Genomic DNA, 25,564 nt, shown 5'->3' with positions numbered 1-25,564 from the left:
AATCTTTAACCTGCATGATCAGGCACCTGACCCTGTCCTTTATTTTTGTGTCTGCCTGTGCGCTCGCACAATCACCTACGGTTGAATTTACTTCATCCAATCTTCCTATAGTTGTTATTTCCACCAACGAAGAGATTAAAGACGATCCGAAGATCGTTGCCGATATGGGCATCATTTACAACGGTGTGGGTGTACGCAACAACGTAAGCGATGCATTCAACAACTTTACCGGCAAGATCGGAATCGAGATCCGGGGCTCGTCTTCGCAGCTGTTTCCGAAAAAGCAGTATGGTATAGAACTTCGCGATGCAACAGGTGTGGAGGGAAAGGAAGCATCATTACTCGGATTACCCAAGGAGGAGGACTGGATTTTATTCGCGCCCTATAATGACAAGAGTCTGATGCGCGATGCGCTGTCGTATAAACTCGGCCGCGATCTTGGTCATTACGCTACCCGCACAAAGTATGTAGAGCTTGTATTGAACGGTAACTATGAAGGCATCTATGTGCTGATGGAAAAGATCAAGCGCGACAAAAACCGTGTGAACATTGAGAAGCTTGATCCGGAAGAAACCGATGCTGCCAACATCACAGGAGGCTATATCATCAAGATCGATAAAACTACAGGCGATAGTGGTGAGGGATGGTACTCGCCCCATAAACCTGCGCCCAGTGCTTATCAGCAAAGTATATTATTCCAGTATGAATACCCGAAGTACAATGAGATTGTGCCAGAGCAGAAGGCCTATATACAACAATATATAGCGGCCTTTGAAAATGCATTGGCGGGCGACCAGTTCAAGGATCCTGCTAATGGTTATGCGAAGTATATAGATGTAAATTCATTCATCGATTATCTCATCGTACAGGAAATTACCAAGAATGTAGATGGTTATCGCCTTAGTGCATTTTTCTATAAAGACAGTGATGCGAAAGGCGGCAAGCTGGTGATGGGACCTATCTGGGATTTTAATCTGGGCTTTGGTAATGCCGATTATTGTGATGGCGGTTCGCCACAAGGTTTTGCAAAAGACTTCAATACGATATGCGATTTCCACGAAGCACTTGTACCCTTTTGGTGGAACCGGTTGGTGGAAGATGAAGCTTTCCGGCAGAAGCTAAGTACACGGTGGCAGGAGCTTCGTACATCAACCTTAAAGACATCGGTGATCCATCAGTATATAGATTCAGTAGCAAGTGTATTGAACCAGGAATCACAACAAAGAAACTTTACACGCTGGCCTGTGTTGAACACATATGTGTGGCCGAATTATTATATAGGTGCTACCTATCAACAGGAAGTTGTGTGGCTCAAGAGCTGGATCTCGCAACGATTAACCTGGCTTGACGATAACTTCAGGGAGATTGTAACGGCTACGGAACAAGAACAACAAACTGCCGATATAGCAGTATATCCTAATCCCTTCAGTGGAGCGGTACATATAGCCTATACTTTACGGAAACCTGCTGCGGTAGAGATCACGATTTATAACGCGGTAGGAAATCGTGTTCACAGCGAAACGATTGAACACCTGGATGCAGGGAAAAAAATATATACCCGCGATATGGGCAATGCTTCGGGATTGTATTACTATACTATAAAACGCGGTGACGCTATTGTTGCCCGTGGTAAACTGGTAGCACAGTAATTACATCTTTTCCAGAAACTCCTTGAAGCCGCTGGTGTTATAATTGGCAGTGCCTGCTTTTTTCGATACTATTTTTCCCTGCGGACTGATCACAAACGTAGTGGGTATAGATGGTACGTTCAGTTGCTCGGGTAAATATCCCGAAGGCATATATACCGGAAAAGTATGTCCTTTATCTTTTATATACCGCGATACTTTTTCAGTGTCTTCGGCACGATCAAGTGAAAGCATCACGAATACAACTTTCTCATGATCGATCTGTTCATAAAGTTGCTGGATAGAAGGCATCTCGGCACGGCATGGTCCGCACCAGGTAGCCCACAGGTTGAGGAAGATCGTTTTGCCTTTAAATTGTTTGAAGTCGATCGTGTTATTGTTGAGGTCCTTTACGGAAAAGTCGTAATCAAAATCGCGGGCTACAGCCGGAGGCGCTGGCGAGGCATCGAGTACCCCGGTTTTCATAAGGGCACTTTGCGCAACAACAGATATACCCGCCAATAGCCCGGTATACCGTAATATAGCGATGACGGCAATCATGGTTACCCAGGGGCGGATCGTTCGGATAACAGACCAGATACGCGGGGAAGTCAAGAATTTTTTCATAGCACCTGATTTTGAAACGTTCTGTTTTTTTCGCTTTTCAAAGTGTGGAAATATTTCCTTTACAAAGATAGCGAGTACAACGGATTTCCACGGTTACGATTCTATCGTGATTTTAATTAATTTAGTCGGATTAATTGTATCTCTACCCATGACAAAAGTTGGTTTAATCAACACGCTATTGCTTTTCCTGCTGGTATCGGCTGCCTATGGCCAGAAGGTAAAGTACAAAGATATCTTCGGCCTTCTCAAGACCAAGCAATACGAAGCTGCGGAGCCTTTCCTGAAAAAATATATCAAGGAGAATGACGATAACCCGAACGCCTATCTTTTTATGGGTATCATCTTCCATGAGAAATCCACTAAGGATGATATTCTGAAACAAACTGAGCGGACGCTTTCGCACATGGATACGGCTGTCTACTACTATACGAAGGCGTACCAGATGATCACCGAAAAAGAATTGAAGCGCAATGACGAGTACTACGAATTATATAATCGCAGAGACCTTCGCACGGGAGAGTTTGGTGTAAAGCTTTCCGATGTGCAGTTCGACCTGCAGAAGAAACTGGAAGGCTTGCGCGAACGCACAGACCGGTTGAAGATGGTGAAGTACTATTTTGTGATGGCGGATAGCTTGTATAAAAAATCCAATGCACTGTTCCGTACCATACAAAGCGCTTACCCGGGCGAAAAAGAATTTTACCTGCGAGCAGATGAGAATGTGATTGCGAAACTCAACGCACTGGCTGTACGCTACGACTCTGCCGTAAAAGCTTTTGAGAATTATAAAGGCAGTCTTACATCGTTGGGTAAGACCAGCTATAACCAGGTAATGGTGCCACGCGAAGTAACCGATTTCAAAAAAGACGGAACTTCTCCAGCGGATTTTTATAATAATGAACTGGATGTATGGGATTACAAACGCTTTGCAGAAAAATCCAAGGCGATTGTAGAAAAGGAAATCTTCCCGATGAACAAACACCTGGTGGAATATGATATCGAGATCAACAAACTTCGTGAGAAGCTTAGCAAAGATTCGGTATCAGTAAAAAATGATCTCACTTCACTGATTGATAAATTGCTGATGGAGCAATTAAAGAAGTATGATAAAGATCCATTACCCATGGAAGTGTTCAGTCTCAAAATAGCAGATCTTGAATATCGCTCCACACTACTCGAACATAAGAAGCAGGCAGACTCTACGGATGTGCATCTGCAAGTAGAGCGCACAGCCAAGGAACTGCGCTACCTGGTAAAGCTTGATAGCATTGCCGGCAAACTGGGCAATGAAAATATCGATACGAAATCAGAAGACTATACATACTTTATAACCAACACCTACAACAATACGATTGTATTGAAGAGCTATATAAAGCTATCGAAAGAGTATGCGGAGCAGGAGAGACGCAAGCTTGATGGAAAGCTCACCAAGCGTAATGAATCGCTGCGTTGGCTGGTGCAGTTACCGGATTCAATTCCATTGTTTAAGGAAGCAAAGCGCTCGCGCTTCAAACCACTTTCTATTGTTGAAGAGAAATATACGGCCGGGCTATACTATAAAGACTCGTTAAATGCCGAAGGATATTTTTACTCGATCACACCTACGCGCGTGCCCGATATAAAAATCAAGTTTGCAGTAGATAAAACAAGCTTTAAGCAATCCGGATTACCAGCCGCGCGATCACTTACATTTTCAGATGCTGCCGGACAGATATACTTTGTACTGATGTATAGCGAGAAAGCAAATAAGGAGAACAAGTATGCTGCTACACTGGCCAAGATATACCGCTCCGATGGTTTAGCCTGGAGCAGCAACTATCAACTAACTTTTGTACCCAAAGAACTTACTTTCAAATCCGACACAGGCGAACTCACGATAAAGGCAGATGCCTTGCAGAGTATAATTGATAAGAATGGAAAGCTCGTGGTGAATAAGTAGGTGTGTGTGATCCGTTATTCGTTATTGGTTAATTGTTATCCGGCTGACTAATAACGATTAAGGAATAACGGATTACTATTAACAGATAACCGTTAAACAAAAACAGGCTGCTCGAAAGAACAGCCTGTTTTTATGAGGGGTACTATTTTAAAAATCACAATTAGTTTCCTACCAGTTTTTTCCAGTCGGAGAAACGCATATCGATACGGTTCTTGATCTTTTCATAATTCTCCCAGCTATCCGTTACGTGATAGATAGAAGGTAACGTTCTTACGAGAATCTCATCGTAATCATTCCGATACAGGCCACCACCATAATAGTAATAGGTAAACATATTACCCTGGCGATTGAAGAGTTCATACCCCAGGTATCCATCCCATATTTCGCTTAGAATGGTACATGAGATCTCTCTGCGCTTAAAGCGGAAAATTTGATTTGATGCTTCATCTTCAAAATACTCGGAGTATAGACCAGAGTCTATAATCCATCCCAGGTACATACCGATATGTACATAAGCCTGTTCGATGGGTAATGAATCTGGGAAATTTCCGAGGAAGTGACTCTTCGCGTTATCGTAGATAGTCTTTTGGATATCCGCTTTTCTTTCCATATAACAATGATAATCCGGATTGAGGAGTTAAACAACAATTACACTACTTTATATTTTAATGGAAGAACATGTAACCAACAAAGATTGCTGCGATTACACCAGCGACATCAGCAATCAGTCCACCGCTTACTGCATATCGTGTTTTCCTTACATTCACTGAACCGAAATACACCGCCAGAATATAAAAGGTGGTCTCTGCACATCCTCTGAAAATGGATGCAAGGTTGGATACAAATGAATCCACACCACCCGGTGTTGTCTTGGCGAGTTCTATCATCATACCACGCGCGGCCTGTGCGCTCAGTGGTTTCATAAACGCAACGGGTAAAGCTCCGACAAAATCTGTATTGACATTCAGTTGCGTAAATATCCAGGCAATGCCATCGGTAATATAGGTTAATGTTCCGGAGGTTCTGAACAAACCAATACCTACCAGCATAGCAATGAGAAATGGAATGATTTTGATCGATGTATTAAAACCTTCTTTGGCACCATCAACAAATGTTTCGAACAATGGAATTTTCTTTGTCAGTCCAAGTATAATAAAGAGTATAATGATGGTGATAATAATTATACTCGTAGCCAGTGTCGATTGCTGCTGAAGCTGCTCTGGTGAAAGCGATGAGAAATATAGCACAGCACTCCATACCACAGCACTGAGGCCCAACAGATAACCGAGTACTACACGATCGAACAGATTTATTTTTTGCTTGATCGCTACATAGATCAACCCGGCAAGAGTAGAACAGAATGTAGCAATGAGTGTCGGTATAAAGATACTGGTAGGATTGGCAGAGCCCAGTGTAGCGCGATCGGCAATAATAGATAAAGGTATAACAGTAAGGCCGGATGTATTTAACACCAGGAACATGATCTGCGCATTGGAAGCAGTATCGCTATCGGCATTGAGATCTTGTAATTCTTTCATCGCCTTTAACCCGAGCGGAGTTGCTGCATTATCGAGGCCGAGCATGTTAGCGCTAAAGTTCATGATAATTGATCCGATAGCAGGGTGGTTCCTTGGCACTTCCGGAAACAGTCGTGAGAAGAATGGACCAACGAGCCTCGATAAGATAGCTACCATACCTCCGCGTTCACCGATCTTCATCAGTCCCAGCCATAGCGACATAACCCCGGTTAGTCCGATCGATATCTCGAAGCCGGTCTTGGCCATATCGAAAGTAGACTGAAGCATCTTGGGGAATACTTCCATGTCTTGCAGCACGATCAGTTTGATCAATGCAACAACAAAGGCAATAAGAAAGAATCCAACCCAGATGTAGTTTAAAATCATAGGCAAAAGGTAAAAAGTAAATGTAGTATTTTGTTATGCTATATGGCAACTGTGAAATATTGAAATGAACTGAAAAGCTTACAAGGGAGACTTAAAGTAGATAGCCGGGGAGTTAGTCGTTATCTGTTATTAGATATCTTAACGTGCAACGAATAACGGTTAACGGAAACTGAATATCGAAGCAAGGAACATCCATCAACGAATGTTGAAGTGTAAGGACACATTGTTATTGCATTTCATCAGTGCTAATCTGCGGGAGACTTAACTATTCACCAGATTCAAGATGTGGCATGCGGCCATGCCGGCAGTTTCTGTGCGGAGGCGGCTGTTGCCAAGGCTTACTTTTTGGAAGTTGTGTTGCAAGGCAAGCGTGAGTTCTTCAGGAGAGAAGTCGCCTTCAGGACCGATCAATACTATATATGAATTTTTTTGGGGTGCTATATTTTTCAGGTGATCAGGATTCTGCATATCCACATACGCCATATATTTATAGGCTTCCGTAGTGGTAAGTATATCATTGAAGGAAATCAGTCCTTCTATAGCAGGCAATGTTGCTTTCAGTGATTGCTTCATGGCGCTGATCGCTACTTTTTCGAGGCGTTCTTTTTTCAGGTAGGTGCGCTCGGTGTTTTCACACTCGATGATCGATATCCGGTCGATGCCAAGCTCTACGGCTTTCTCAACAAACCATTCGATACGATCAGCATTTTTAGTAGGGGAGATCGCTATATGAATAAAAAAATCACGGAGTGGCTGGGCGACCTTTTCTTCTATGCGAAACTGACATTGGCGATCGTCAGCCTGCGTAATAGTGGTTTTATAGAAATAACCTTTACCATCGGTAACCTGTATATTATCGCCTGCTGTATGACGCAGCACACGAACGCAATGCCGCGATTCATCAGCATCGAGATAGTAAATTCCTTCGGGTATACGGGGTTGATAAAAGAGGTTCACGCTTACGCGTATTGTTGATAGAGCTTTTCAACAAGCTGGATATAGTCTTGCATGGCAGTGTCTTTGGATTTGCCTTTCAGCTCCTCCCATGCATCGTATTTAGCAATGGCTTTGAAGTCAAAGCCTCCGGGACGCTCTCCGTTCACATCGCCTTCGGTTGCCTGTTTATAGAGCGCGTATAGCATGAGCAGTTCTTCATTGGAAGGACGCTTGGTTAACTCTTTCGAGCGGCTTACTGCGCTTTCAAATTGTTGTTGTAGTTCCATGGGATTATCGGTTATCCGTTACCGGTTAATCGTTCCCCGCTATAGATATACTATGCGAATAACGATTAACCGATAGCGTGTAACGAAAACTATCGTTTTGCTATTTCAACGTAAGGTCTCAGCTTGGCACCGGTATAGATCTGGCGTGGGCGACCGATAGGTTCTTTGTTCTCGCGCAGTTCTTTCCACTGGGCGATCCAGCCTGGCAGACGTCCCATGGCAAACATTACGGTGAACAGATCGGTTGGTAAACCGAGTGCACGGTAAATGATACCGGAGTAGAAGTCAACGTTCGGATATAGCTTGCGCTCTACGAAGTATGGATCTTTCAAAGCAGCTTCTTCAAGCTTCTGTGCAATCTCCAGCACCGGGTCGTTGATACCTAATTTGCCGAGTACATCATCCGCAGCTTTCTTGATGATCTTGGCGCGCGGATCGAAGTTCTTATATACACGGTGTCCGAAGCCCATCAGGCGGAACGGATCGTTCTTGTCTTTTGCTTTGTTGATCCATTTTTCTGTATCGCCACCATCTTTCTTGATTGCTTCCAGCATCACGATAACTTCCTGGTTGGCACCACCATGCAGCGGTCCCCACAGGGCATTTATACCGGCAGATATGGAAGAGTATATACTTGCTTTGGATGAACCAACGATACGCACAGTTGATGTTGAACAGTTTTGTTCGTGATCAGCGTGGAGGATCAGCAGTTTATCCAATGCATCAGCTACTACCGGATCCACTTCATATTGTTCAGCCGGTAAGGCGAACATCATCTTCAGGAAGCGTGAGCTATAGTTCAGCGAATTGTCAGGATAATTTACCGGATGACCTACGGCATTCTTATAAGCCCATGCGGCAAAGGTTGGCATCTTGGCCAGTGAACGTACAATGCTCAGATATACACCTTCTGCAGAACGATTCGGGTCGAGTGATTCCGGATAGAAAGCTGTTTGTGAACAGAAGAGTGAGGCAAGCACGCCCATGGGGTGAGCCGTAGATGGAAAACCATCGAGTATCTTTTTCACGTCTTCATGTACAAGCGTATGCGTCTTAATGTCGTTCGAGAATTTATCGTACTGAGGTTTACTCGGTAACTCTCCGAATATCAAGAGATAAGCAACTTCCAGGAAGTTAGACTTCTCCGCGAGGTCCTCTATAGAATAGCCGCGGTAACGCAGAATGCCCTGGTCGCCATCCAAAAATGTTATAGCACTTTTTGTGGCACCTGTATTTTTATAACCTAAGTCCAGAGTAATTACTTTGGCTTTTTCCAGAAGATCGCTGATATCTACAGCAACTTCTCCTTCAGATCCTTCAATGACTGGCAGTGTGTAGGACTTACCATCAATGATTAATTCAGCAGTTTTCGACATTTTAATATGAGATTTAACAGCGGTTTTAAATATACAGGGCAGATCGTTGCAATCGAAAGGAATGCATTAAAAATCCATTAATTTTTATTTCTTTTTTTAATTATTGCCCAGAATCAACGGTAATCCGTCTCTGCTGGAACCAACTACTACTACTTTACTGTTTGGAGACTTCGCCAATTCAAGTGTAGCTTCTATACCGCGCATCTTTAGCAGCTTGTCTGTTAAGCTGCTGTTAACAATGTTATTGGCGCGGGCTTCACCTTCGGCTGCTATACGCTTGCGTTCGGCTTCACTCTTCTCTTTATCCAACCGGTATTGATAGGCAAGTGCTTCCTGTTCCTGCTGAAGTTTATTCTCGATCGCTATACGTATCTGATCCGGAAGTTTAATAGAGCGGATCAGCACAGCCGTAGCATTTACATAGTTGGCATTCAATATCTTCTCGGTTTCACTCTTGATAGATGTTTCAACCTCAGCGCGTTTGGTAGAGTAAATCTCTTCCGCGGTAAATTTAGCCATCACCTGTCGCGATACAGATCGCACCTCGGGAATTACCAGGCGGTTAACATAGTCTTTCGTAAACTTCTCATGAATATCTCCGATCTTGTCAGGCATCGGGAAATACCGTACCGATACATCTACATGAATCGGTAATCCATTCTTATCATTAATGTCCATGTTTTCATCCGATGTTATCTCGGCTACTTCATAGATTATCACATCATTCCACGGAGCTTTGAGATGTGTGCCGGGTTCAATGATCTGTTCTTTATCCAGCCCGTTGCCAAATGGATAAAAGATCACGGCCCGTTCGGATGGACCGATCTTGTAAAAGATACTGGACGACAGTGTTAGCAATACAATGAGAGCAACAATGCCCACGATAATGAGAGGTAAAATTCTGCGGTTGTTCATATAGATAGGTTTTGGAAAAATCGCAGCAGATATAGGTATACCTATATACAACGGTATAGCAGCCTGAAAGTATCTATAGCATTATGCAGATCCGTCTTCTTCCTTCGGAGGCCGAGGCAGTCCCATCAGCTTACCGATGATCAACACTACGAACAGGTTACTCCATACTGCTTCAATAACACTTATATTTTTTATGAGTCGGCTGGCATCCGGAAGTCCGGGATCGAGCCCGCCCAATATACACAGGCTATAGCGTATACATTCTGAATAATTGGGGAGTCCCATACCAAAAGCCACGCCCAGGCTACCGGGTTTTACTATACAGATGAGATCGTACAGACTTCCGAATGAAATACCGATCATCAGAAATATACAGGCAGAACCCCAGAGCTTATCGGGTGTAAGAAACTCGCCCGAGAATATATCGCGTATAGCAAAACCGATAACCATTACTTCTATAGGAAACAGCACGCCATGAATAATGAGCAGGTAAAGCTGGCGGTCAGGCACCTGTAAAATAGTATAGTATGGAAATTCTACGAGTATACCGGTACCAACTATTGCTATTAAAATAAATAGGCAACTGCGAACCAGGAGTTGGCTGCTGGTAAAATTCCGGAGCAGATCCCATAGCAGAAATGAATGTATAACGGCAAATACAGAGAAGATTGTAGTGACCAGTTTTGCCTCTGCTGTTTGTGTTCCCTGCAACAGAAACTCGGAAAGTGTAAGTCCAAGTACAATAATGACCACTTGTATAACAACGATGTTACGATAGTCTTTCTGTTTTTCGCGGATGAGTTCGGACTTGGTGAAGATGATCGATTTGAACATGACAGAGATGATCGCATTTGAAAGTTACTATTTGAAATGAATTATTCGAAATAAATACTTTTTTGACAGGGTATTCTCTAAATTAAGGTGTTTATAAAGGCTTTTTAATCTACCTATGAGAGGGCTACCCGTAGTCCTGGTTTGTTTTTTACTCATAACATTCCAGGCGTTTAGTCAGCAGGCTACCGTAGACAGCCTGTTGCTGGCATTGAAGCATGCATCAGAAGACGAGGTGCGTGCAGATATTTTATGCCGGATCAGTTCTGCATACTATCACTATGATGTAGAACAGGGATATGCATATGCCCGGCAAGCCTATATGCTCGCGCAACGGAATGGATACCTGCGCGGACAACGTCATGCACTGATTCTGCAAGGTTATTATCACCAGGATATAGGCGAGTATAGAGAAGGTCTGAAGCTTTACCGGCAGGCTTCTGATCTTAAAATGCCGATAGACGATTTGCTGGGATATAGCTATAGCATGACGGGCAATCTATACCGCATCATTGCCCAATACGATTCAGCCGATCTGTTCTATACGCGGGCACTTACCATTCTTCACCAGATACATTCACGAAGTTACCTGGCGCTTACGTACAAAAGCCAGGCGCGACTCTATATGCTTCAATGGAAAAATGCACAGGCATACGAATCGCTGATGAAGGCGCTGCGCCTATACCAGGAGCAACGCGATGAGCGAAATATAGCCGATGTATGGTTCTCGCTGGCCAAGGTAAATAAGAGCATGACGAACTATAAACAAGCAGGCGAATATGTAGCGCAGGCTTGTGCAACAGCGACCAGGTTGAATGATGAATTTTTGAAAATGCACTGCTATATAGGACAGGGGCAGGTGAAGTTTGATGCAGGAGAATATACCGCAGCCCTTGAATTGTTTTTCAATGCGCTGAAGATGCTCGAAAAGAAAAATCTTCCGGCCACGCAACAGGAAGTATACTATAGCATTGGCCAGGTATACGAAGAGTTGGGGCAAAACGATCTGGCACAAAAGTATTTTCTGGAAGCGTTGCGTATAGCAGAACGGTTAAGTGATAAACATGAAACAGCGCGGATATTAAGCAGTATCGCGTGGATCTATAAGAACCAGTTGAATTTTCGGGTGGCGCACGAATATCTGGCACGTTCGCTCAGGCTGCGGCAGGAGATAAAAGACGATCATGGATTATCGAATTGCTATAATATACTGGGATTGATATACCTGCAGGAGAAGCAATACACCAAGTCATTGGATAATCTGCAACGTTCATTAGAGATACGGAAAAAGATCGGGCATCGCGAAGGTGTATCGGCTTGCCTGTTTAATATAGGGTTGGTATATGAAGCGCTGGACAATAACGTGGAAGCATTGCGTTACCAGTTGGAAGCACTGGCCATTGATGAGCAAATCGGAAACAGATATGGCCTCGGTATATCATACAACACTATTGGAAGTTTGTATACCAAGCTCGGACGCTTTGCGGATGCGAACAATTATTTGCTGCGTGCAAAACGCATAGGGGAGGAGTTGCATTCGAAGATTTTGCGAATGAACAACAATCTGTACTGGTCTAAATATTACGAAGGCAGGGGCGATGTGCGCCAGGCACTGAAAGCCTATAAATACTATGCCCAATTGAATGATAGTATATACAGCGAGAACAGTGCAGGACGACTGGCGGAACTGGAAGCGCTTTACCAAGTAGAGAAGAAAGATCAGGAGATCACGGTATTGAATCAGCAACGACAGTTGCAGGATAACAAAATCAAGATACAGCAAACAAAGATCAACCTTCAGAACACGATCATCCTGTTTGTAATTATAGGTACTGTGCTCGTTGCTGCGTTGGCCTTTATCACCTACCAGTATAACATGCAGATACGAAAAGCGAATCGTGCTATTACCGAGCAGAAAGAAGAAATACAGGCGCAATCGGAAGAGCTTACAGATACCAATCAACGGCTTGTAAAACTGAACGAGGAGCTCATTGAAAAAACAGAAGAGATACAGGCACAGTCCGAAGAGCTACGCGAAACCAACGAGATGATTGTTGAGATCAATCGCGACCTGGATGAAATGGTGAATAAACGCACGGCCCAATTGAACGAAGCGTATAAAGAACTGGATACTTTCTTCTATCGATCGTCTCACGATTTTCGCAGACCGCTAACAACGTTCATGGGACTTGCTGAAGTAGCCAAGGTTACCATCAAAGACCAAACAGCACTGGACTTGTTTGATAAAGTGCGTGAGACAGCGCGTGCTCTTGACAAGATGTTAATCAAATTACAATCCATCAGTGATGTAGGGGCGCAGCAACTGGTATATAAGGAAGTATTGATCGAAGAGATCTTTCTGAATGTGTGCGAGGACTTTCGGGAAGAACTCACTGAAAAAAATATCAAGACTCTCTGTGAGATAAATATCCTTGAGCCGTTAGTCTCTTACCCGGCAATGATCCGGATTATCTTCGAGAATATGGTGGAGAATGCCATTACATTCAGCACACCGGTTGATCCCTATATCAGATTACAGGTATACCAGGAGAATGATGAATGTGTAATGATACTGGAAGACAACGGACAGGGTATACCGAAAGAATACCAGGAGCGTATATTTGAAATGTATTTCCGCGGCAGCGACAGAAGTAAAGGAAACGGACTCGGGCTATATATAGTGCGGAAAGCAATCGAGAAATTGCACGGCAGTATTTCTTTGCAAACCAGTTTACACAAAGGCTCCCGCTTTATTATCCGATTGCCCATCAGCTACCAGGATAGTGTACTGGCATCGCGCTTTAAATTATAAACTCCGGAGTCAGGCTAACTATATAGTATAGATATACCCCACTCCGGAATTGAATTTTATGTTAAGGCTTCTTCATTTCTTCAATCCAGTGATTGATCTTTCCTTCCAACACGCTCAACGGCATACAGCCTGAATCGAGCACCTGATCGTGGAATAGTCCAACATTGAATTTGTCGCCTAATTCTTGCTCTGCTTTCGTGCGCAGTTCGCGGATTTTTAACTGACCAATCTTATATGATAATGCCTGGCCTGGTATTGCCATGTAACGCTCAATCTCGGAAATGATGCCGTCTTCTGTTTCAGCTTCGTGCTCCATAGAATATTGTATAGCCTGTTCGCGTGTCCAGCCTTGTGTATGTATACCGGCATCCACTACTAAGCGAATAGCACGATGCATCTCCGCGCTCAGCATACCAAAGTATTGATAAGGATCGGTATATAAACCTAATTCTTTACCAAGTGATTCGGTATATAGCGCCCAGCCTTCGGCATACGAGCTATAGCCTAATATTCTGCGGAATGCCGGGAGACTGGTATTCTCCTGCTGCAGCGATATCTGGTAATGGTGGCCTGGTATAGCTTCGTGCAGAAACAAGTCTTCGTCAGAAAGAACATTATACTTTTTTACATCCGGTATAGGTACATAGAACACACCGGGACGAGTTCCATCCTGCGAGCCCGGATTATACTCTGCACTGGCCGATGCTTCGCGAAACGCTTCTGTTCTTTTTATTTCAAATGGTGTCTTTGGAGTTTTGTTAAACAAGCGAGCCAGGTTCGGTTTCATCCGCTCATGTATCTTGTGGAAGTTTGCCAATACTTCTTCCGGCTTGGTAAAAGGCATCAGCTCTTTTTTGGTGCGCAGGTGAGCAAAGAAAGCTTTCAGATCACCTTTGAATCCCACCTGTTCTTTTACAGCTTCCATCTCGTGCGTGATGCGATCGACTTCACTTTTACCCAGGGCAAAAATCTCATCAGCCGATTTATTGGTGGTGGTGAATACCTTGATCAGGTAATTATAGTATTCTTTTCCTTCGGGCAGTGCAGATATACCAGCCGTTGTGCGGCATGCCGGGATATATTCTTTCTTTAGAAAATTACTCAGCTTTTTGTGTACCGGTATAATTTTCGTAGCAATGATGTCTTCGTATGCTTTTGTTAGACGTGTTCTGTCCTCTTCCGAAAATTCGTTCGGGAATGACTTTACTGGATTATAGTATAGATGATCTTTTACCGGGCCGTGATCAAGATCTGCAAGCTGCGGTTCAACTTTTTGAGCAAGCACTTGGGGAATCATATATCCCTGCGCTATACCTTTTTTCATATTTACAATAGCAGTATCCGTCCAGGCTACATAACCATCAAGGCGTTTCAGCCAGTCGTCATAATCTTTTACAGTCTTGAATGGCTGCAGGCTGCTGCCGCTGGCGAGTTGCCCGATCAGCAGGTGCATAGACCAGAACTGATTTATAGGGGTGAGGTAATCTTTAAACTTCAATCCTTCCAGCGCTATATCACATTCCCACAAGAGTATATCATAACTCATCTGGTCATCAGCTGATAACTTCGATCTGTCGAACGCAGTAAGTTGATCGCGATAGCGGGTATAGAATTGCTTCATCTCATCCCGAAAGGCTTGAGAAATGTTATTCGGAAGTAAATCATTATAGCGGTTATCACCCGCCATTGTTGCTTCAATCGGGAAGAGTTTCAGTCGCTCTTCATGATATTGTTGTAACAGACTATCGAGCGTAGGTTGCGTAGTTACCTGCGCTTCATTTTTTGGTGGCGAAGAACAGGCCATGAACATCCAGTACATGGCAACGATCATCCATACAGAAATTTTTTTCATGCGATATGTGTGGTTAGTTTACCGCTTGAAAGATCGCAGGTATAGGGGAGAATAAAAAGGGGTGGGACTTCTTGTAAGATGTAAAAGTGGCTGCTGGTTTCAGGCCACTGGCTGTTGGAGGCGTGAATGTGAGATTCCCAGCGTGTCTTTATACTTCATCATTCGCTGATCGATGTTCCTTGTTCGATATTCAATTCCGTTATCCGTTAATGGTTTGTTCGATATTCAAAAAAGCTGCTGGCTTCCGGCCGCTGAGCCAGCAGCTTTTTTTCGCTGCCGAACGTTTTCGTCCGCATCCGGCCAGCATAGTATAGCTACCCCGTTGACTTGCAATACTTTACTCCGGGCATTAAGCTTGCAATAGAGATGTGAAAAACCAAGCCTATGTTCCTCAAGACTTTTGTTCGTACGTTCAAAAAAAATCGTTTCTTCTCCTTTCTCAATGTATTCGGACTTGCTCTCGGCATGAGTGTTTTCCTGCTTATTGCCCTATATATAAAATTCGAAAGCAGTTATGAAGATTTCAATCCGTCAGTGTCTTCTACCTATCGAATTGCATTGGAAGTATACCGGAACGAAGAACGCTTGCAGGCGAGTGCTGAAAATTACCCGGCCCTTGCACACGCACTGGCTGATCTCCCCGAAGTAGAAGATGTTGCCCGCGCCTATAACTTAGGCTATAAGAATAATGTAATCATCACAAACGAATATGGTTCGCACGGCCCCGTTGCCTTCAAGCAAAAAAGATTTCTCTATGCTGATTCTTCATTTCTGTCAGTAATGGGCTATAGTTTGAGCACTGGTGATATTGCCACGGCACTGGCAGCGCCTAACCAGGCGGTAATCACCCGGGAGTATGCAAAGCTATATTTCGGTGACGAGAACCCGATCGGCAAAGAATTACATATGCACGATGACGATAGCAACGATGAACTTGTGCACGTAACCGGAGTAGTGGATGAGACACCTGATAACACGCATCTGAAATTTGATATACTCTTCTCTTATAAAACACTATTCGCGCGACAGGGTGATCCAAGGTATTATGCTTATGGTGGAATACCTCGCTTTGACCTGAGCTGGACACGCAACGATATGTATACCTATGTGAGGCTTCGTCCGGGTACAGATGTGAACGACTTCACCAAACGCCTTAACTCACTGGAGAAAAAGTATAATCCGAACATTGTGCAAAGTGAACAGCGAAATGTATTCACAGTACAACCGCTGCATGATATACACCTTACGTCTCAACTGGCAGACGAAGCCGAACTGAACAGCGATGGACGCATCCTATATTTCATAGGATTAATCGGTTTATTCGTACTGGGTATATCTTTAATCAACTATGTAAATCTGGCTACCGCACAAGCTATGGAGCGCGCACGCGAAGTAGGTGTTCGTAAAATCATGGGTGCACTGAAAGTACAACTCGTAAAACAATTTCTGACGGAAGCTGCACTCATCAATCTTGGCGGCATTATCCTGTCGCTTGCGCTTGTAAGTGCTGTACTCCCTGTATTCAACTCCATTTCCGGATTACCGCTTGATGTGAATTATTTACTACAACCCTGGTTTGTGGTTTTGCTATTTATACTTTGGATGGGAGGCACGATACTCGCAGGTTTTTACCCGGCTATGATACTGTCATCTTTCAGTCCGTTGCTGATTGTTAAAGGGAGAATGAAAAACAGCTCCCGGGGTGTACTGCTGCGGAAGTCACTGGTGGTAGTTCAATTCGTAGCTTCAGTATCACTGATTGCCGGAACGCTCATTGTATATAGTCAGCTGAACCACATGCTGAATCAAAATATAGGGGTAAATATAGACCAGGTGCTGGTAGTAGAACGCCCGGGGATAGGACCGCGATTGCCAGGATTCAATGCATCCGTAGAAGCATTCCGAAATGAATTAAAAAGCAGTGCCGCAGTAGAATCGTTCAGCATGTCATTTACTATACCAGGCAAACAGCGTCAGTATAAAATAGACGTGAAGCGTTATGGCACCTCTGACGACCAATTTATCTCAGTTCTCACCAACAGCATGGACTATGAGTTTGCAGATGTCTATAAAATGAATCTGCTGGCCGGCAGAGTTTTTTCACAAGAGCATGTACAGGATGTAGATACCTCTGTCGTGATCACAGCCTCGCTGGTAAAACAGTTAGGGTTTAAAGATCCTGAAGATGCTATAGGACAAACGCTGTCCATTCCGGATTGGTATGATCCGATCATTGTAGGGGTTGTGAATGATTACCACCAGGTATCGCTAAAGAATCCACTGCAACCTACAGTCTTTTACTGCGATACAGAAAACGGAGAGTATTATTCACTGCGTATTCATTCCAAAAATATTACAGAGACAATTGCACAGATTGAGAAAGCCTATATCAAGGCTTTCCCGGGTAATCCATTCGAATACTTTTTCCTCGATGATTATTTTAATGCACAGTATAAAAATGAGCGCCAGTTCGGTATACTGTTCACAACCTTTGCTGCGTTGGCGCTTGCTATTGGTTGCCTTGGATTGTTAGGACTTGCAGCCTATACTACTATGCAACGCACCAAGGAGATCGGCATACGAAAAGTACTGGGCTCGAGCGAAATCGGAATTTTCGTTCACCTGTCAAAAGAATATATCAGGCTCATTCTGCTCGCAACCGTTTTGGCGGTACCACTGGTATATTTCGTGATGAATGAATGGATAGAAAGTTTCTCATACCACGTAAGTATACAGGCCGAAGTATTTATTATAGCAGGATGTTTTGTGCTTACTATGGCCATGCTTACCGTAAGCTTTCAAACCATTAAAGCAGCACGCGCAAACCCGGTGAAGTCCTTGCGGAGCGAATAGGTTTCAACAGCTGCGAGCCGCCGGCTTCGAGTTATAACTCAAGGCTATCGATAGAAGTGTGTACTTGTACTTCAACATTCGTTAATCGATATTCCTTGTTCGATATTCAATTGTCATTCGATTCAATGTGCAGTAAGATGGAAACACCTTACTGCACAATTGACTCAATGAGATTTCTGCATCTTTTATGCTATTCGTTTTTCAAGCACGAATAAAAGTTATCCACTAACGAGTAACGGATAGACTACTTCGCCAGCACAGCAGTCTCCGGATCCCACGTAATGATCTTCTTCTCAAAGTAACTCTTGTTACTCGCAAGTGCCGGACCGGCAGCGCGCATGCCAAACAGTGCATCTTCTTTTATCGCTTTACCTTCGCGAATGCCTGCATAGAAATTCTGGTGGTGATCTATATTGGCGTCATAGCGCTCCGGTGCTTTGTACTCCAGGTCAGACTCGATCATTGCTGGCTTTACCTGCGGGTAATTTGCCTGATACCATTTTTTATACTCATTCTGTTGTGCTTCCGTAAATGTTTCGAATGAATCCCAGCCACCGTACGTTGGAATGTTGGAGATTTTATGGCGCTCTACTTTTACACCACCCCAGCCTAAGGTTAATACACCATCGGTGCCGATCAATCGGATATGTTCACCGCTCTGACTACCATCAACAAAGTTTACACGCGTCTGCAAGTTGAAAGCGGAGTGTTGTTTGGTTTCTGGATAATCATATATACCCGTTACAACATCCGGAACATCACGTCCATCTTTCCAATAGCGGAGTCCGCCTGAAGAGTATATTCGTGTAGGACCTTTTGAACTTGTGATGGTATGCAGTGCTGAGAAGAGATGAACAAAGAGATCGCCCGCTATACCGGTTCCATAGTCCTGATAATTTCTCCAGCGGAAAAAGCGAACGGGATCATACGCAACTTTCGGAGCATCGCCCAGAAAATTATCCCAGTCTACTGTTCCTGCTTTTGCATCGGTAGGGATTGCGTATTGCCAGGCACCATTTGAGCTATGACGATCCATGAAGGCTTCAACTATAACAAGGTCGCCTATCACTTTCGATTCAAACAGTTCCTGTGCTTTCGCTGTAACAATAGAGCTCACGCGTTGACTTCCGATCTGCACTACTTTACCAGTTTTCTTTTGCGTGGCAATTACTTCTGCGCCTTCTTCCAGTTTATGCACCATGGGTTTTTCGCAATAAACATGCTTGCCTTTGTTTAGTGCATCAATGGTAATGCGATCGTGCCAGTGATCGGTTGTTGCTACGATCACAGCATCTATATCTTTGCGATCGAGTATCTCTTTATAATTCTTTGTTGTAAAAAGATCTTTGCCGTATAGCTCTTTGGCGCGCTCCAGCCTGCCTGTATACAGGTCGCAAGCTCCTACCAGTTTAACGCCCGGTATCTGTACCGTTGTTTCGGCATTGTTAAAGCCCATAATGCCCATGCCGATCACGGCCACGTTCACCTGGTCATTGGCCGCATAACTTCGGGCAGGAGTTTCGCGTTGTTTGAGTTCAATAATTTTACCGGATGATTTCGCTAACAGTGATGGAGCTGTTCCGGTGATGATCGCTGTACCGATCGCCTTCTTGAGAAAGCTTCTGCGTGATTTTGTTGATTCATTCGACATAAGGTACTTCTGATTGGTTAGACTTGTGGAAGTTACGATATTTGATCGCTCTCCAAAGCCGTGGAGGATTTCTGGGGAATAGTGATTACGAGCGGAATAATTTTTTTGTGATGATGAACTTCAACTTTTTCAGAAACAGAAGCCTGGCAATTGACCTGGGCAACAACAACACACTGGTGCGTGATAAGAATAGTCTTCTGGTATCGCAACCATCGTATATTGTATTTGATGTAGACAGCAATAGAGTAAAGGCTGTAGGTGAGAAAGCCTATAGCATGTTTGAGAAGAACCACGATGAACTGAAGCCTGTAAAGCCGCTGAAGGGTGGAGTGATTGCTGACTATGATTCAGCCAGTCGCATGATCCATGAGATGGTGAGACAAGTGAATAAGGAACGTTCATTCCTTGGTGGATACGAGTATATCATTTCGGGTATTCCTTTCTCCACAACAGAAGTGGAGCGAAGAGCACTGCGCGATGCCATGGGGCAGTTCAATGCGCGGCATACCTATCTGATGTTTGAACCGCTTGCAGCTGCCATGGGAATGGGATTGAACATACAAGAGCCGAATGGTAAAATGATCATCGACATTGGAGGAGGCATTACCGAGATTGTAATTATATCACTCTCCGGTATAGCGGCCTTTCAATCTATAAAAGTAGCAGGCGATTCATTTGATGAAGCAATACAGGATCACTTCCGCAGAAGCTATAACATGGCCATTGGTTTGAAAACGGCCGAGCAGGTGAAGATACAGGTAGGAGCGGTGATGCGCAATCTCAAAGAAGCTCCTATACCGATGATGGTGCGCGGTAAAGATTTGTTGGAAGGTATACCTGTAACCCGTAAAGTGGATCACGTTGAAGTGGCCGAGATTCTGGAGAAGTCGATCAATGCTATTGAGCATGCCGTAATACAAACGCTCGAGACGTGCCCACCGGAACTCGCAGCAGATATATATATGAATGGTATTCACATTACGGGGGGTAACGCATACCTGCGCGGCTTGCGTGAGCGTTTTGAAGAACGCATAAAATTACCGGTACATATAGATGACGAAGCCCTGCACTCTGTAAGCAAAGGCGCAGCGAAAGCTTTACAAGATCCGAAGAAATACAGGAGCGTACTGGTAGAGTAAGCAACAGCTTAAAGCATAAAGTTGAAAGCTTAAAGCGGAAAGTATTAGAGTTGTAATTCTTGCTTTCCACTTTAAGCTTTCTGCTTTTAAACTTTAAATCTTGAACTTTAAACTTAAACAAGGAACCTTAAACTTTGAGCATGGAACTTTCTCTCAAAGATTCCCTCTCAGCGCCTGCTCGCGTTCTATGGATTCAAAGAGTGCTTTGAAGTTTCCCTTACCAAATGATTTTGCTCCGTTGCGTTCAATGATCTCGAAGAATAATGTAGGACGATCTTGTACCGGCTTGGTAAAGATCTGCAACAGGTAACCCTCTTCATCGCGATCGATCAGGATGTTGTGTTTTTTCAGCTCCTTCATGTCTTCGTTGATAGTGCCTACACGATCGAGTACATCTTCATAATATGTATCGGGCACGTATAGAAATTCTACACCTCGGTTACGAAGCTGGCTTACGGTTTCAACTATATCATCTGTAGCGATAGCAATATGCTGTACACCCGGGCCATAATAGAAGTCGAGGTATTCTTCGATCTGTGATTTCTTTTTTCCTTCGGCCGGCTCGTTGATCGGAAATTTGATATAGCCATTCCCGTTAGATACCACTTTCGACATCAGTGCGCTATATTCCGTAGAGATATCACTATCGTCAAAAGTTACCAGCAGGCTGAAGCCCATGACACGTTCGTAGAACTCTACCCATTCATTCATTTTTCCTAACTCAACATTTCCTACACAGTGATCTATATATTTCAGACCAATAGGAGAAGCCGCCAATGAACTTTTGCGCGATTTATAGCCTGGCAGAAAAGCACCTTTATAATTTTTTCTTTCTACAAAAGTATGGATCGTATCGCCATAAGTTTTGATAGAGGCTACTACCGCTTCGCCCATTTCATCTTTCAATACCGTGGGTTCCTGTACCGCTACAGCTCCGCGCGTGGTAGTTTCATAAAACGATTTGCGTGCATCATCTACCCAAAGTGCAAGTACCTTTACACCATCGCCATGCTTTTGCACATGCGCAGCTATAGGAGAGTTGGGTTGCAAAGAAGTAGTGAGCACAAACCGGATCTTGTTTTGTTGCAACACATACGAGGCACGATCGCGCACACCGGTTTCAGGGCCGGCATATGCTACCAGTTCAAATCCCAGGCAATGCTGATAATATAGAGACGACTGCTTGGCGTTACCAACATAAAACTCAATGTGGTCGGTACCGTTGATCGGCAAAAAATCTGTATTCATGACTTACTGTATTATAATATTAACGATGAAACCTTAAACTTCATGTGTGAAAGTTACAGCATGCCGCAAGAGGATGGAAGTGATACAAAGGAGATTCGGCAAAACGGGATTTGATAAATTTTTATTGGTTGCATCCCGAATATATCCCGGAGTTGGCAAAATAATATAGGGGAAATTTTAGCTTGTCTCTTCTTACTGGCCTGCTAACTATTTTCAAATTCAATGATTTCTTTAATCTTTGGGGAAAATTCAAAACATGGATATTCAGGCACTCGACAAAGCGCTCCAGGAAATCGTTAATAAAAGAACTGAGCTGGAGAAGATTGATTACAACAACCCCAAGTATGACGATCTGGAAGAGCAGTTACACGATCTGGAAGATGATTTTCAGTCGGAGTATGGCGAATACCTGGAAGATGCTTTACAGGATGTGCATGACGAACTATGCCCTGATAATGATGTGCTGATGCCGATCGCGTACCTCGGAAAAGGTATACCTGTTGAGATCGATAAGTATGCCGGAAAAGATACCAAACTCATCCTCGAAACAAATCCAACTCGCCTGACACTCACCATCGGCAAAGACAAGAAGGAAGTGGTGTGGACTGCGAAATAAGTGTTGATGTGCTCATGTATTGATGTGTTGAAGTAAGTCTGTTATGACTTCAACACATCAACACTTTAACACCTCAACACGTTAAAATCCCAGCTTCGCCCTTACGCGGTGTAATACTTCGTGGGCTATTACGCGGGCTTTGGCTTCGCCTTGTTCGAGTTTCTTTTCGAGTTCATCGAGGTTGTTCATATAGAAGTTAAAGGCTTCGCGCTCTTTGCTGAACTTTTGGATGATCAGTTCAAACAGTTCTTGTTTTGCATGGCCATAGCCATAGTTACCGGCAAGGTATTTATTTCGCAATGCTTCCTGCTGCTCATTGCTTGCCAGAAGACTATATATTTTGAACGTTATATCCGTATCCGGATTCTTGGGAGCTTCCAAAGGTGTACTGTCGCTTACGATCGATTTGATCTGTTTCAGTAATTCCTTTTCAGGAAGAAATATATCAACGATGTTACCATACGACTTACTCATCTTTTGACCATTGGTTCCCGGAATAGTCATCACTTGTTCCTCGATCTTTACTTCGGGGATAACAAAGGTTTCTCCGTAGAAATTATTGAAGGCTGTAGCAATATCGCGCGCCATCTCTACATGCTGTCGTTGGTCTTTTCCAACAGGAACGAACTGGGCATCATATAAAATAATGTCAGCAGTCATCAACACAGGATAGGTGAATAATCCTGCATTTACATCCGACAGTTTTTCAGACTTATCTTTAAAAGAGTGCGCATTCGCCAACATTGGAAAGGGCGTGAAGCAGTTGAGATACCACGTTAACTCACATACTTCCGGAATCCTCGATTGGCGGTACAGGTAATTCTTTTCAATATCAAACCCGAAAGCAAGCCATGCTGCGGCTACAGCGCGCACGTTGTTGGTGCGGGTTGCTGCATCTTTAATGGTTGTAAGAGAGTGAAGATCAGCGATGAAGAAGAACGACTCATTGCCTGGCTTTTTTGAGAGCTCAATTGCCGGAATGATTGCTCCTAATAAATTGCCCAAATGAGGCCGCCCGCTGCTTTGTATACCTGTTAAGATTCTTGCCATAATGGTTGCAAAGAAAATAAAATAATGCAGAACTGAATTAGTTTTAAATTTGGGTCGGAAAACTGATTATGATAAAATCATCCAAAGTTTATGTAGCCGGTCATCGGGGTATGGTGGGGTCGGCCATAGTACGTTGCCTCGAAACAAACGGCCATACCAATATTGTGGCGGCTTCCAGTAAGGAACTCGATCTGCGCAGACCTGATCAGGTGAATGATTTTTTTGAGCGCGAGCGCCCGGAATATGTTTTTCTGGCGGCAGCCAAAGTAGGAGGTATCCTAGCCAATGATACTTACCCGGTTGAGTTTCTTTACGATAACCTGATGATTCAGAACAATGTGATCCATGCTGCCTATCAATACGGTGTGAAGAAGCTTCTGTTCCTCGGTTCCTCGTGCATCTATCCGAAATTTGCAGAACAACCTATACGCGAAGAGAGCCTTCTTACCGGCTCGCTCGAATCAACCAACGAAGCTTATGCCATTGCCAAGATAGCCGGTATCAAATTATGCCAGGCGTATCACAAACAGTACGGAGCGCATTTCATTTCTGCGATGCCAACCAATATGTATGGCTATGGCGATAACTATCATCCACAAAATTCGCACGTACTTCCTGCGTTGCTGAGACGTTTTCATGAAGCAAAAGTGGAAGGAAAACCTGAAGTAACAATCTGGGGTTCCGGTAAGCCACTGCGCGAGTTTATGTTCTCAGACGACCTCGCGGAAGCGTGTTATTTTCTGATGACACACTATGAAAAGCCAGACCTCATAAATGTAGGTACAGGTGAAGAGGTTTCTATACTTCAATTGGCAAAACTTATTGGTGAGGTAACAGGCTATACCGGAAAGATTGTGTTCGATTCAACCAAGCCGGATGGAACTCCCCGTAAATTGATGGACAGTTCGAAGTTACATCAGTTAGGCTTCCGGCATAAAACATCATTACGCGAAGGCATTGAGAAAACCTATCAGGAGTTTTTGTCGAAGCAGAACGCATACAGTAAAGCAGTATAATTTTAAAAATTGAATTTCCGTTTGCGCGAATTTGAATGTGCATTGCAACGAATGTTGCGCGAAGCGGGTCAGGTATAAAAACAATTATTAAATCAGTTAATGAAAAAGGCATTTATTACCGGTATCACTGGTCAGGATGGAGCTTATCTCGCAGAGTATTTACTTGAAAAAGGATATGAAGTGCATGGTTTGAAAAGACGTTCGTCTCTTTTTAATACCGATCGCATCGATCATATATACCAGGATCCTCACGACAAGGGTGCTCGCATGAAGCTTCACTTTGGTGACCTGACTGATTCAACGAACCTGATTCGTCTGATCCAGGAAATTCAACCGGATGAGATATATAACTTAGGCGCAATGAGTCACGTACGCGTGAGTTTCGATATGCCGGAATATGTTGCTAATACCGATGCGATCGGTACGCTGCGTATACTCGAGGCTGTACGTTTACTCGGACTTTCTCAGAAGACGCGTATATACCAGGCCTCTACTTCTGAGCTATATGGTAAAGTACAAGAGACCCCTCAGAGTGAGCGCACGCCTTTTTATCCACGTTCTCCCTACGCGGTTGCCAAGCTATATGGCTATTGGATCACGGTAAATTATCGTGAGGCCTATAATATGTATGCTTGTAATGGTATACTCTTTAATCACGAGTCACCATTACGCGGAGAAACTTTTGTGTCGCGCAAGATTACGAGAGGAGTGGCTCGTATCATGTTAGGTCTTCAGCAGAAACTATATATGGGTAACCTGGAAGCGAAGCGCGACTGGGGACATGCCCGCGATTATATTGAGGCGATGCACTTGATTCTGCAACAACCTGTGGCGCAGGATTATGTCATTGCTACGGGAGCCACAACGTCTGTTCGCGATTTCTTGGT

The 25,564-nt window shown here is 43.9% G+C and carries 20 protein-coding genes; 8 read left to right on the top strand and 12 right to left on the bottom strand.

Annotated features, from left to right (window positions below; translation table 11 throughout):
* The first annotated feature begins 14 nt into the window (after positions 1-14).
* Positions 15-1,649 carry a CotH kinase family protein gene (locus VIN08_RS10690; RefSeq protein WP_331964354.1) on the top strand — a complete coding sequence of 545 codons (1,635 nt, stop codon included), beginning with the start codon at positions 15-17 and terminating at the stop codon, positions 1,647-1,649.
* Here the strand turns inward: VIN08_RS10690 and VIN08_RS10685 are convergent, their stop codons facing one another.
* Complete coding sequence (locus VIN08_RS10685) at positions 1,650-2,252, bottom strand: TlpA disulfide reductase family protein (protein ID WP_331964351.1); 603 nt, start codon at positions 2,250-2,252, stop codon at positions 1,650-1,652.
* 148 nt (positions 2,253-2,400) lie between these two features.
* Between VIN08_RS10685 and VIN08_RS10680 the strand changes: the two genes are divergently transcribed.
* On the top strand, positions 2,401-4,191 hold the full coding sequence (locus tag VIN08_RS10680; protein ID WP_331964348.1) for a hypothetical protein: 1,791 nt from the start codon (positions 2,401-2,403) through the stop codon (positions 4,189-4,191).
* 160 nt (positions 4,192-4,351) lie between these two features.
* On the opposite strand, the gene VIN08_RS10675 is transcribed toward VIN08_RS10680, so the two are convergent.
* The 7 genes from VIN08_RS10675 to VIN08_RS10645 all read right to left on the bottom strand — a co-directional run bounded on the left by VIN08_RS10675 (position 4,352) and on the right by VIN08_RS10645 (position 10,443).
* Positions 4,352-4,801 (bottom strand): hypothetical protein, encoded by a 450-nt coding sequence (locus VIN08_RS10675; protein WP_331964345.1) that lies wholly within the window; start codon positions 4,799-4,801, stop codon positions 4,352-4,354.
* A 55-nt stretch (positions 4,802-4,856) separates the two neighbouring features.
* On the bottom strand, positions 4,857-6,095 hold the full coding sequence (locus VIN08_RS10670) for a nucleoside recognition domain-containing protein (RefSeq protein ID WP_331964342.1): 1,239 nt from the start codon (positions 6,093-6,095) through the stop codon (positions 4,857-4,859).
* A gap of 261 nt (positions 6,096-6,356) precedes the next feature.
* The gene (locus tag VIN08_RS10665) at positions 6,357-7,052 is read right to left on the bottom strand and encodes a 16S rRNA (uracil(1498)-N(3))-methyltransferase (protein WP_331964339.1); all 696 of its coding nucleotides are present in this window, start codon (positions 7,050-7,052) and stop codon (positions 6,357-6,359) included.
* A 2-nt stretch (positions 7,053-7,054) separates the two neighbouring features.
* Complete coding sequence (locus tag VIN08_RS10660; protein WP_331964336.1) at positions 7,055-7,318, bottom strand: acyl-CoA-binding protein; 264 nt, start codon at positions 7,316-7,318, stop codon at positions 7,055-7,057.
* An 89-nt stretch (positions 7,319-7,407) separates the two neighbouring features.
* The gene (locus VIN08_RS10655) at positions 7,408-8,694 is read right to left on the bottom strand and encodes a citrate synthase (RefSeq protein ID WP_331964333.1); all 1,287 of its coding nucleotides are present in this window, start codon (positions 8,692-8,694) and stop codon (positions 7,408-7,410) included.
* A gap of 96 nt (positions 8,695-8,790) precedes the next feature.
* Complete coding sequence (locus VIN08_RS10650; RefSeq protein WP_331964330.1) at positions 8,791-9,609, bottom strand: prohibitin family protein; 819 nt, start codon at positions 9,607-9,609, stop codon at positions 8,791-8,793.
* Positions 9,610-9,690: 81 nt separating this feature from the next.
* Positions 9,691-10,443 carry a hypothetical protein gene (locus tag VIN08_RS10645; protein ID WP_331964328.1) on the bottom strand — a complete coding sequence of 251 codons (753 nt, stop codon included), beginning with the start codon at positions 10,441-10,443 and terminating at the stop codon, positions 9,691-9,693.
* A gap of 115 nt (positions 10,444-10,558) precedes the next feature.
* Here VIN08_RS10645 and VIN08_RS10640 point away from each other — a divergent pair, with 115 nt between their 5' ends.
* Positions 10,559-13,252, top strand: coding sequence for a tetratricopeptide repeat protein (locus VIN08_RS10640; protein ID WP_331964326.1), 2,694 nt, complete (start codon positions 10,559-10,561; stop codon positions 13,250-13,252).
* Between the two features lie 61 nt (positions 13,253-13,313).
* On the opposite strand, the gene VIN08_RS10635 is transcribed toward VIN08_RS10640, so the two are convergent.
* Positions 13,314-15,104 (bottom strand): DUF885 domain-containing protein, encoded by a 1,791-nt coding sequence (locus VIN08_RS10635; protein WP_331964323.1) that lies wholly within the window; start codon positions 15,102-15,104, stop codon positions 13,314-13,316.
* Positions 15,105-15,488: 384 nt separating this feature from the next.
* On the opposite strand from VIN08_RS10635, the gene VIN08_RS10630 reads away from it, so the two are divergent.
* A complete protein-coding gene (locus VIN08_RS10630) occupies positions 15,489-17,957 on the top strand; it encodes an ABC transporter permease (protein ID WP_331964320.1) in 2,469 nt (822 codons plus the stop codon).
* A 244-nt stretch (positions 17,958-18,201) separates the two neighbouring features.
* On the opposite strand, the gene VIN08_RS10625 is transcribed toward VIN08_RS10630, so the two are convergent.
* Positions 18,202-19,608: a Gfo/Idh/MocA family oxidoreductase gene (locus VIN08_RS10625; RefSeq protein WP_331964317.1), complete on the bottom strand. Its 1,407-nt coding sequence runs from the start codon at positions 19,606-19,608 to the stop codon at positions 18,202-18,204.
* Positions 19,609-19,649: 41 nt separating this feature from the next.
* Between VIN08_RS10625 and VIN08_RS10620 the strand changes: the two genes are divergently transcribed.
* The gene (locus VIN08_RS10620) at positions 19,650-20,747 is read left to right on the top strand and encodes a rod shape-determining protein (protein WP_331964315.1); all 1,098 of its coding nucleotides are present in this window, start codon (positions 19,650-19,652) and stop codon (positions 20,745-20,747) included.
* Positions 20,748-20,900: 153 nt separating this feature from the next.
* Here VIN08_RS10620 and hppD read toward each other — a convergent pair whose 3' ends face one another.
* Entirely contained in the window at positions 20,901-21,995 is a 1,095-nt protein-coding gene (hppD, locus tag VIN08_RS10615; RefSeq protein ID WP_331964313.1) for a 4-hydroxyphenylpyruvate dioxygenase, read from the bottom strand.
* Positions 21,996-22,251: 256 nt separating this feature from the next.
* Between hppD and VIN08_RS10610 the strand changes: the two genes are divergently transcribed.
* A complete protein-coding gene (locus VIN08_RS10610; RefSeq protein WP_331964311.1) occupies positions 22,252-22,611 on the top strand; it encodes a hypothetical protein in 360 nt (119 codons plus the stop codon).
* 81 nt (positions 22,612-22,692) lie between these two features.
* Here the strand turns inward: VIN08_RS10610 and trpS are convergent, their stop codons facing one another.
* Complete coding sequence (gene trpS / locus VIN08_RS10605) at positions 22,693-23,661, bottom strand: tryptophan--tRNA ligase (RefSeq protein ID WP_331964308.1); 969 nt, start codon at positions 23,659-23,661, stop codon at positions 22,693-22,695.
* Between the two features lie 68 nt (positions 23,662-23,729).
* On the opposite strand from trpS, the gene fcl reads away from it, so the two are divergent.
* Positions 23,730-24,677, top strand: a complete 948-nt coding sequence (gene fcl / locus VIN08_RS10600) for a GDP-L-fucose synthase (RefSeq protein ID WP_331964305.1) — start codon at positions 23,730-23,732, stop codon at positions 24,675-24,677.
* Positions 24,678-24,776: 99 nt separating this feature from the next.
* Positions 24,777-25,564 (top strand): GDP-mannose 4,6-dehydratase (gene gmd / locus VIN08_RS10595; protein WP_331964302.1); only part of this gene is annotated, 788 nt, incomplete at its 3' end.

The sequence above is a fragment of the Ohtaekwangia sp. genome (assembly GCF_036568665.1).
In the GTDB taxonomy this organism is placed as follows: domain Bacteria; phylum Bacteroidota; class Bacteroidia; order Cytophagales; family Cyclobacteriaceae; genus Ohtaekwangia.
The sequence above is the reverse complement of the archived record's forward strand: the minus strand, read 5'-3'. Positions and strand labels throughout refer to the sequence as shown.

What these genes read in the sequence shown, in the direction of transcription:
- VIN08_RS10655 (WP_331964333.1), bottom strand. Translation starts at nt 8,694, where the DNA reads ATGTCGAAAACTGCTGAATTAATCATTGATGGTAAGTCCTACACACTG.
- fcl (WP_331964305.1), top strand. Translation starts at nt 23,730, where the DNA reads ATGATAAAATCATCCAAAGTTTATGTAGCCGGTCATCGGGGTATGGTG.
- VIN08_RS10610 (WP_331964311.1), top strand. Translation starts at nt 22,252, where the DNA reads ATGGATATTCAGGCACTCGACAAAGCGCTCCAGGAAATCGTTAATAAA.
- VIN08_RS10675 (WP_331964345.1), bottom strand. Translation starts at nt 4,801, where the DNA reads ATGGAAAGAAAAGCGGATATCCAAAAGACTATCTACGATAACGCGAAG.
- VIN08_RS10685 (WP_331964351.1), bottom strand. Translation starts at nt 2,252, where the DNA reads ATGAAAAAATTCTTGACTTCCCCGCGTATCTGGTCTGTTATCCGAACG.
- VIN08_RS10645 (WP_331964328.1), bottom strand. Translation starts at nt 10,443, where the DNA reads ATGTTCAAATCGATCATCTTCACCAAGTCCGAACTCATCCGCGAAAAA.
- hppD (WP_331964313.1), bottom strand. Translation starts at nt 21,995, where the DNA reads ATGAATACAGATTTTTTGCCGATCAACGGTACCGACCACATTGAGTTT.
- trpS (WP_331964308.1), bottom strand. Translation starts at nt 23,661, where the DNA reads ATGGCAAGAATCTTAACAGGTATACAAAGCAGCGGGCGGCCTCATTTG.
- VIN08_RS10680 (WP_331964348.1), top strand. Translation starts at nt 2,401, where the DNA reads ATGACAAAAGTTGGTTTAATCAACACGCTATTGCTTTTCCTGCTGGTA.
- VIN08_RS10660 (WP_331964336.1), bottom strand. Translation starts at nt 7,318, where the DNA reads ATGGAACTACAACAACAATTTGAAAGCGCAGTAAGCCGCTCGAAAGAG.
- VIN08_RS10640 (WP_331964326.1), top strand. Translation starts at nt 10,559, where the DNA reads ATGAGAGGGCTACCCGTAGTCCTGGTTTGTTTTTTACTCATAACATTC.
- VIN08_RS10630 (WP_331964320.1), top strand. Translation starts at nt 15,489, where the DNA reads ATGTTCCTCAAGACTTTTGTTCGTACGTTCAAAAAAAATCGTTTCTTC.
- VIN08_RS10635 (WP_331964323.1), bottom strand. Translation starts at nt 15,104, where the DNA reads ATGAAAAAAATTTCTGTATGGATGATCGTTGCCATGTACTGGATGTTC.
- VIN08_RS10690 (WP_331964354.1), top strand. Translation starts at nt 15, where the DNA reads ATGATCAGGCACCTGACCCTGTCCTTTATTTTTGTGTCTGCCTGTGCG.
- VIN08_RS10670 (WP_331964342.1), bottom strand. Translation starts at nt 6,095, where the DNA reads ATGATTTTAAACTACATCTGGGTTGGATTCTTTCTTATTGCCTTTGTT.
- VIN08_RS10625 (WP_331964317.1), bottom strand. Translation starts at nt 19,608, where the DNA reads ATGTCGAATGAATCAACAAAATCACGCAGAAGCTTTCTCAAGAAGGCG.
- VIN08_RS10650 (WP_331964330.1), bottom strand. Translation starts at nt 9,609, where the DNA reads ATGAACAACCGCAGAATTTTACCTCTCATTATCGTGGGCATTGTTGCT.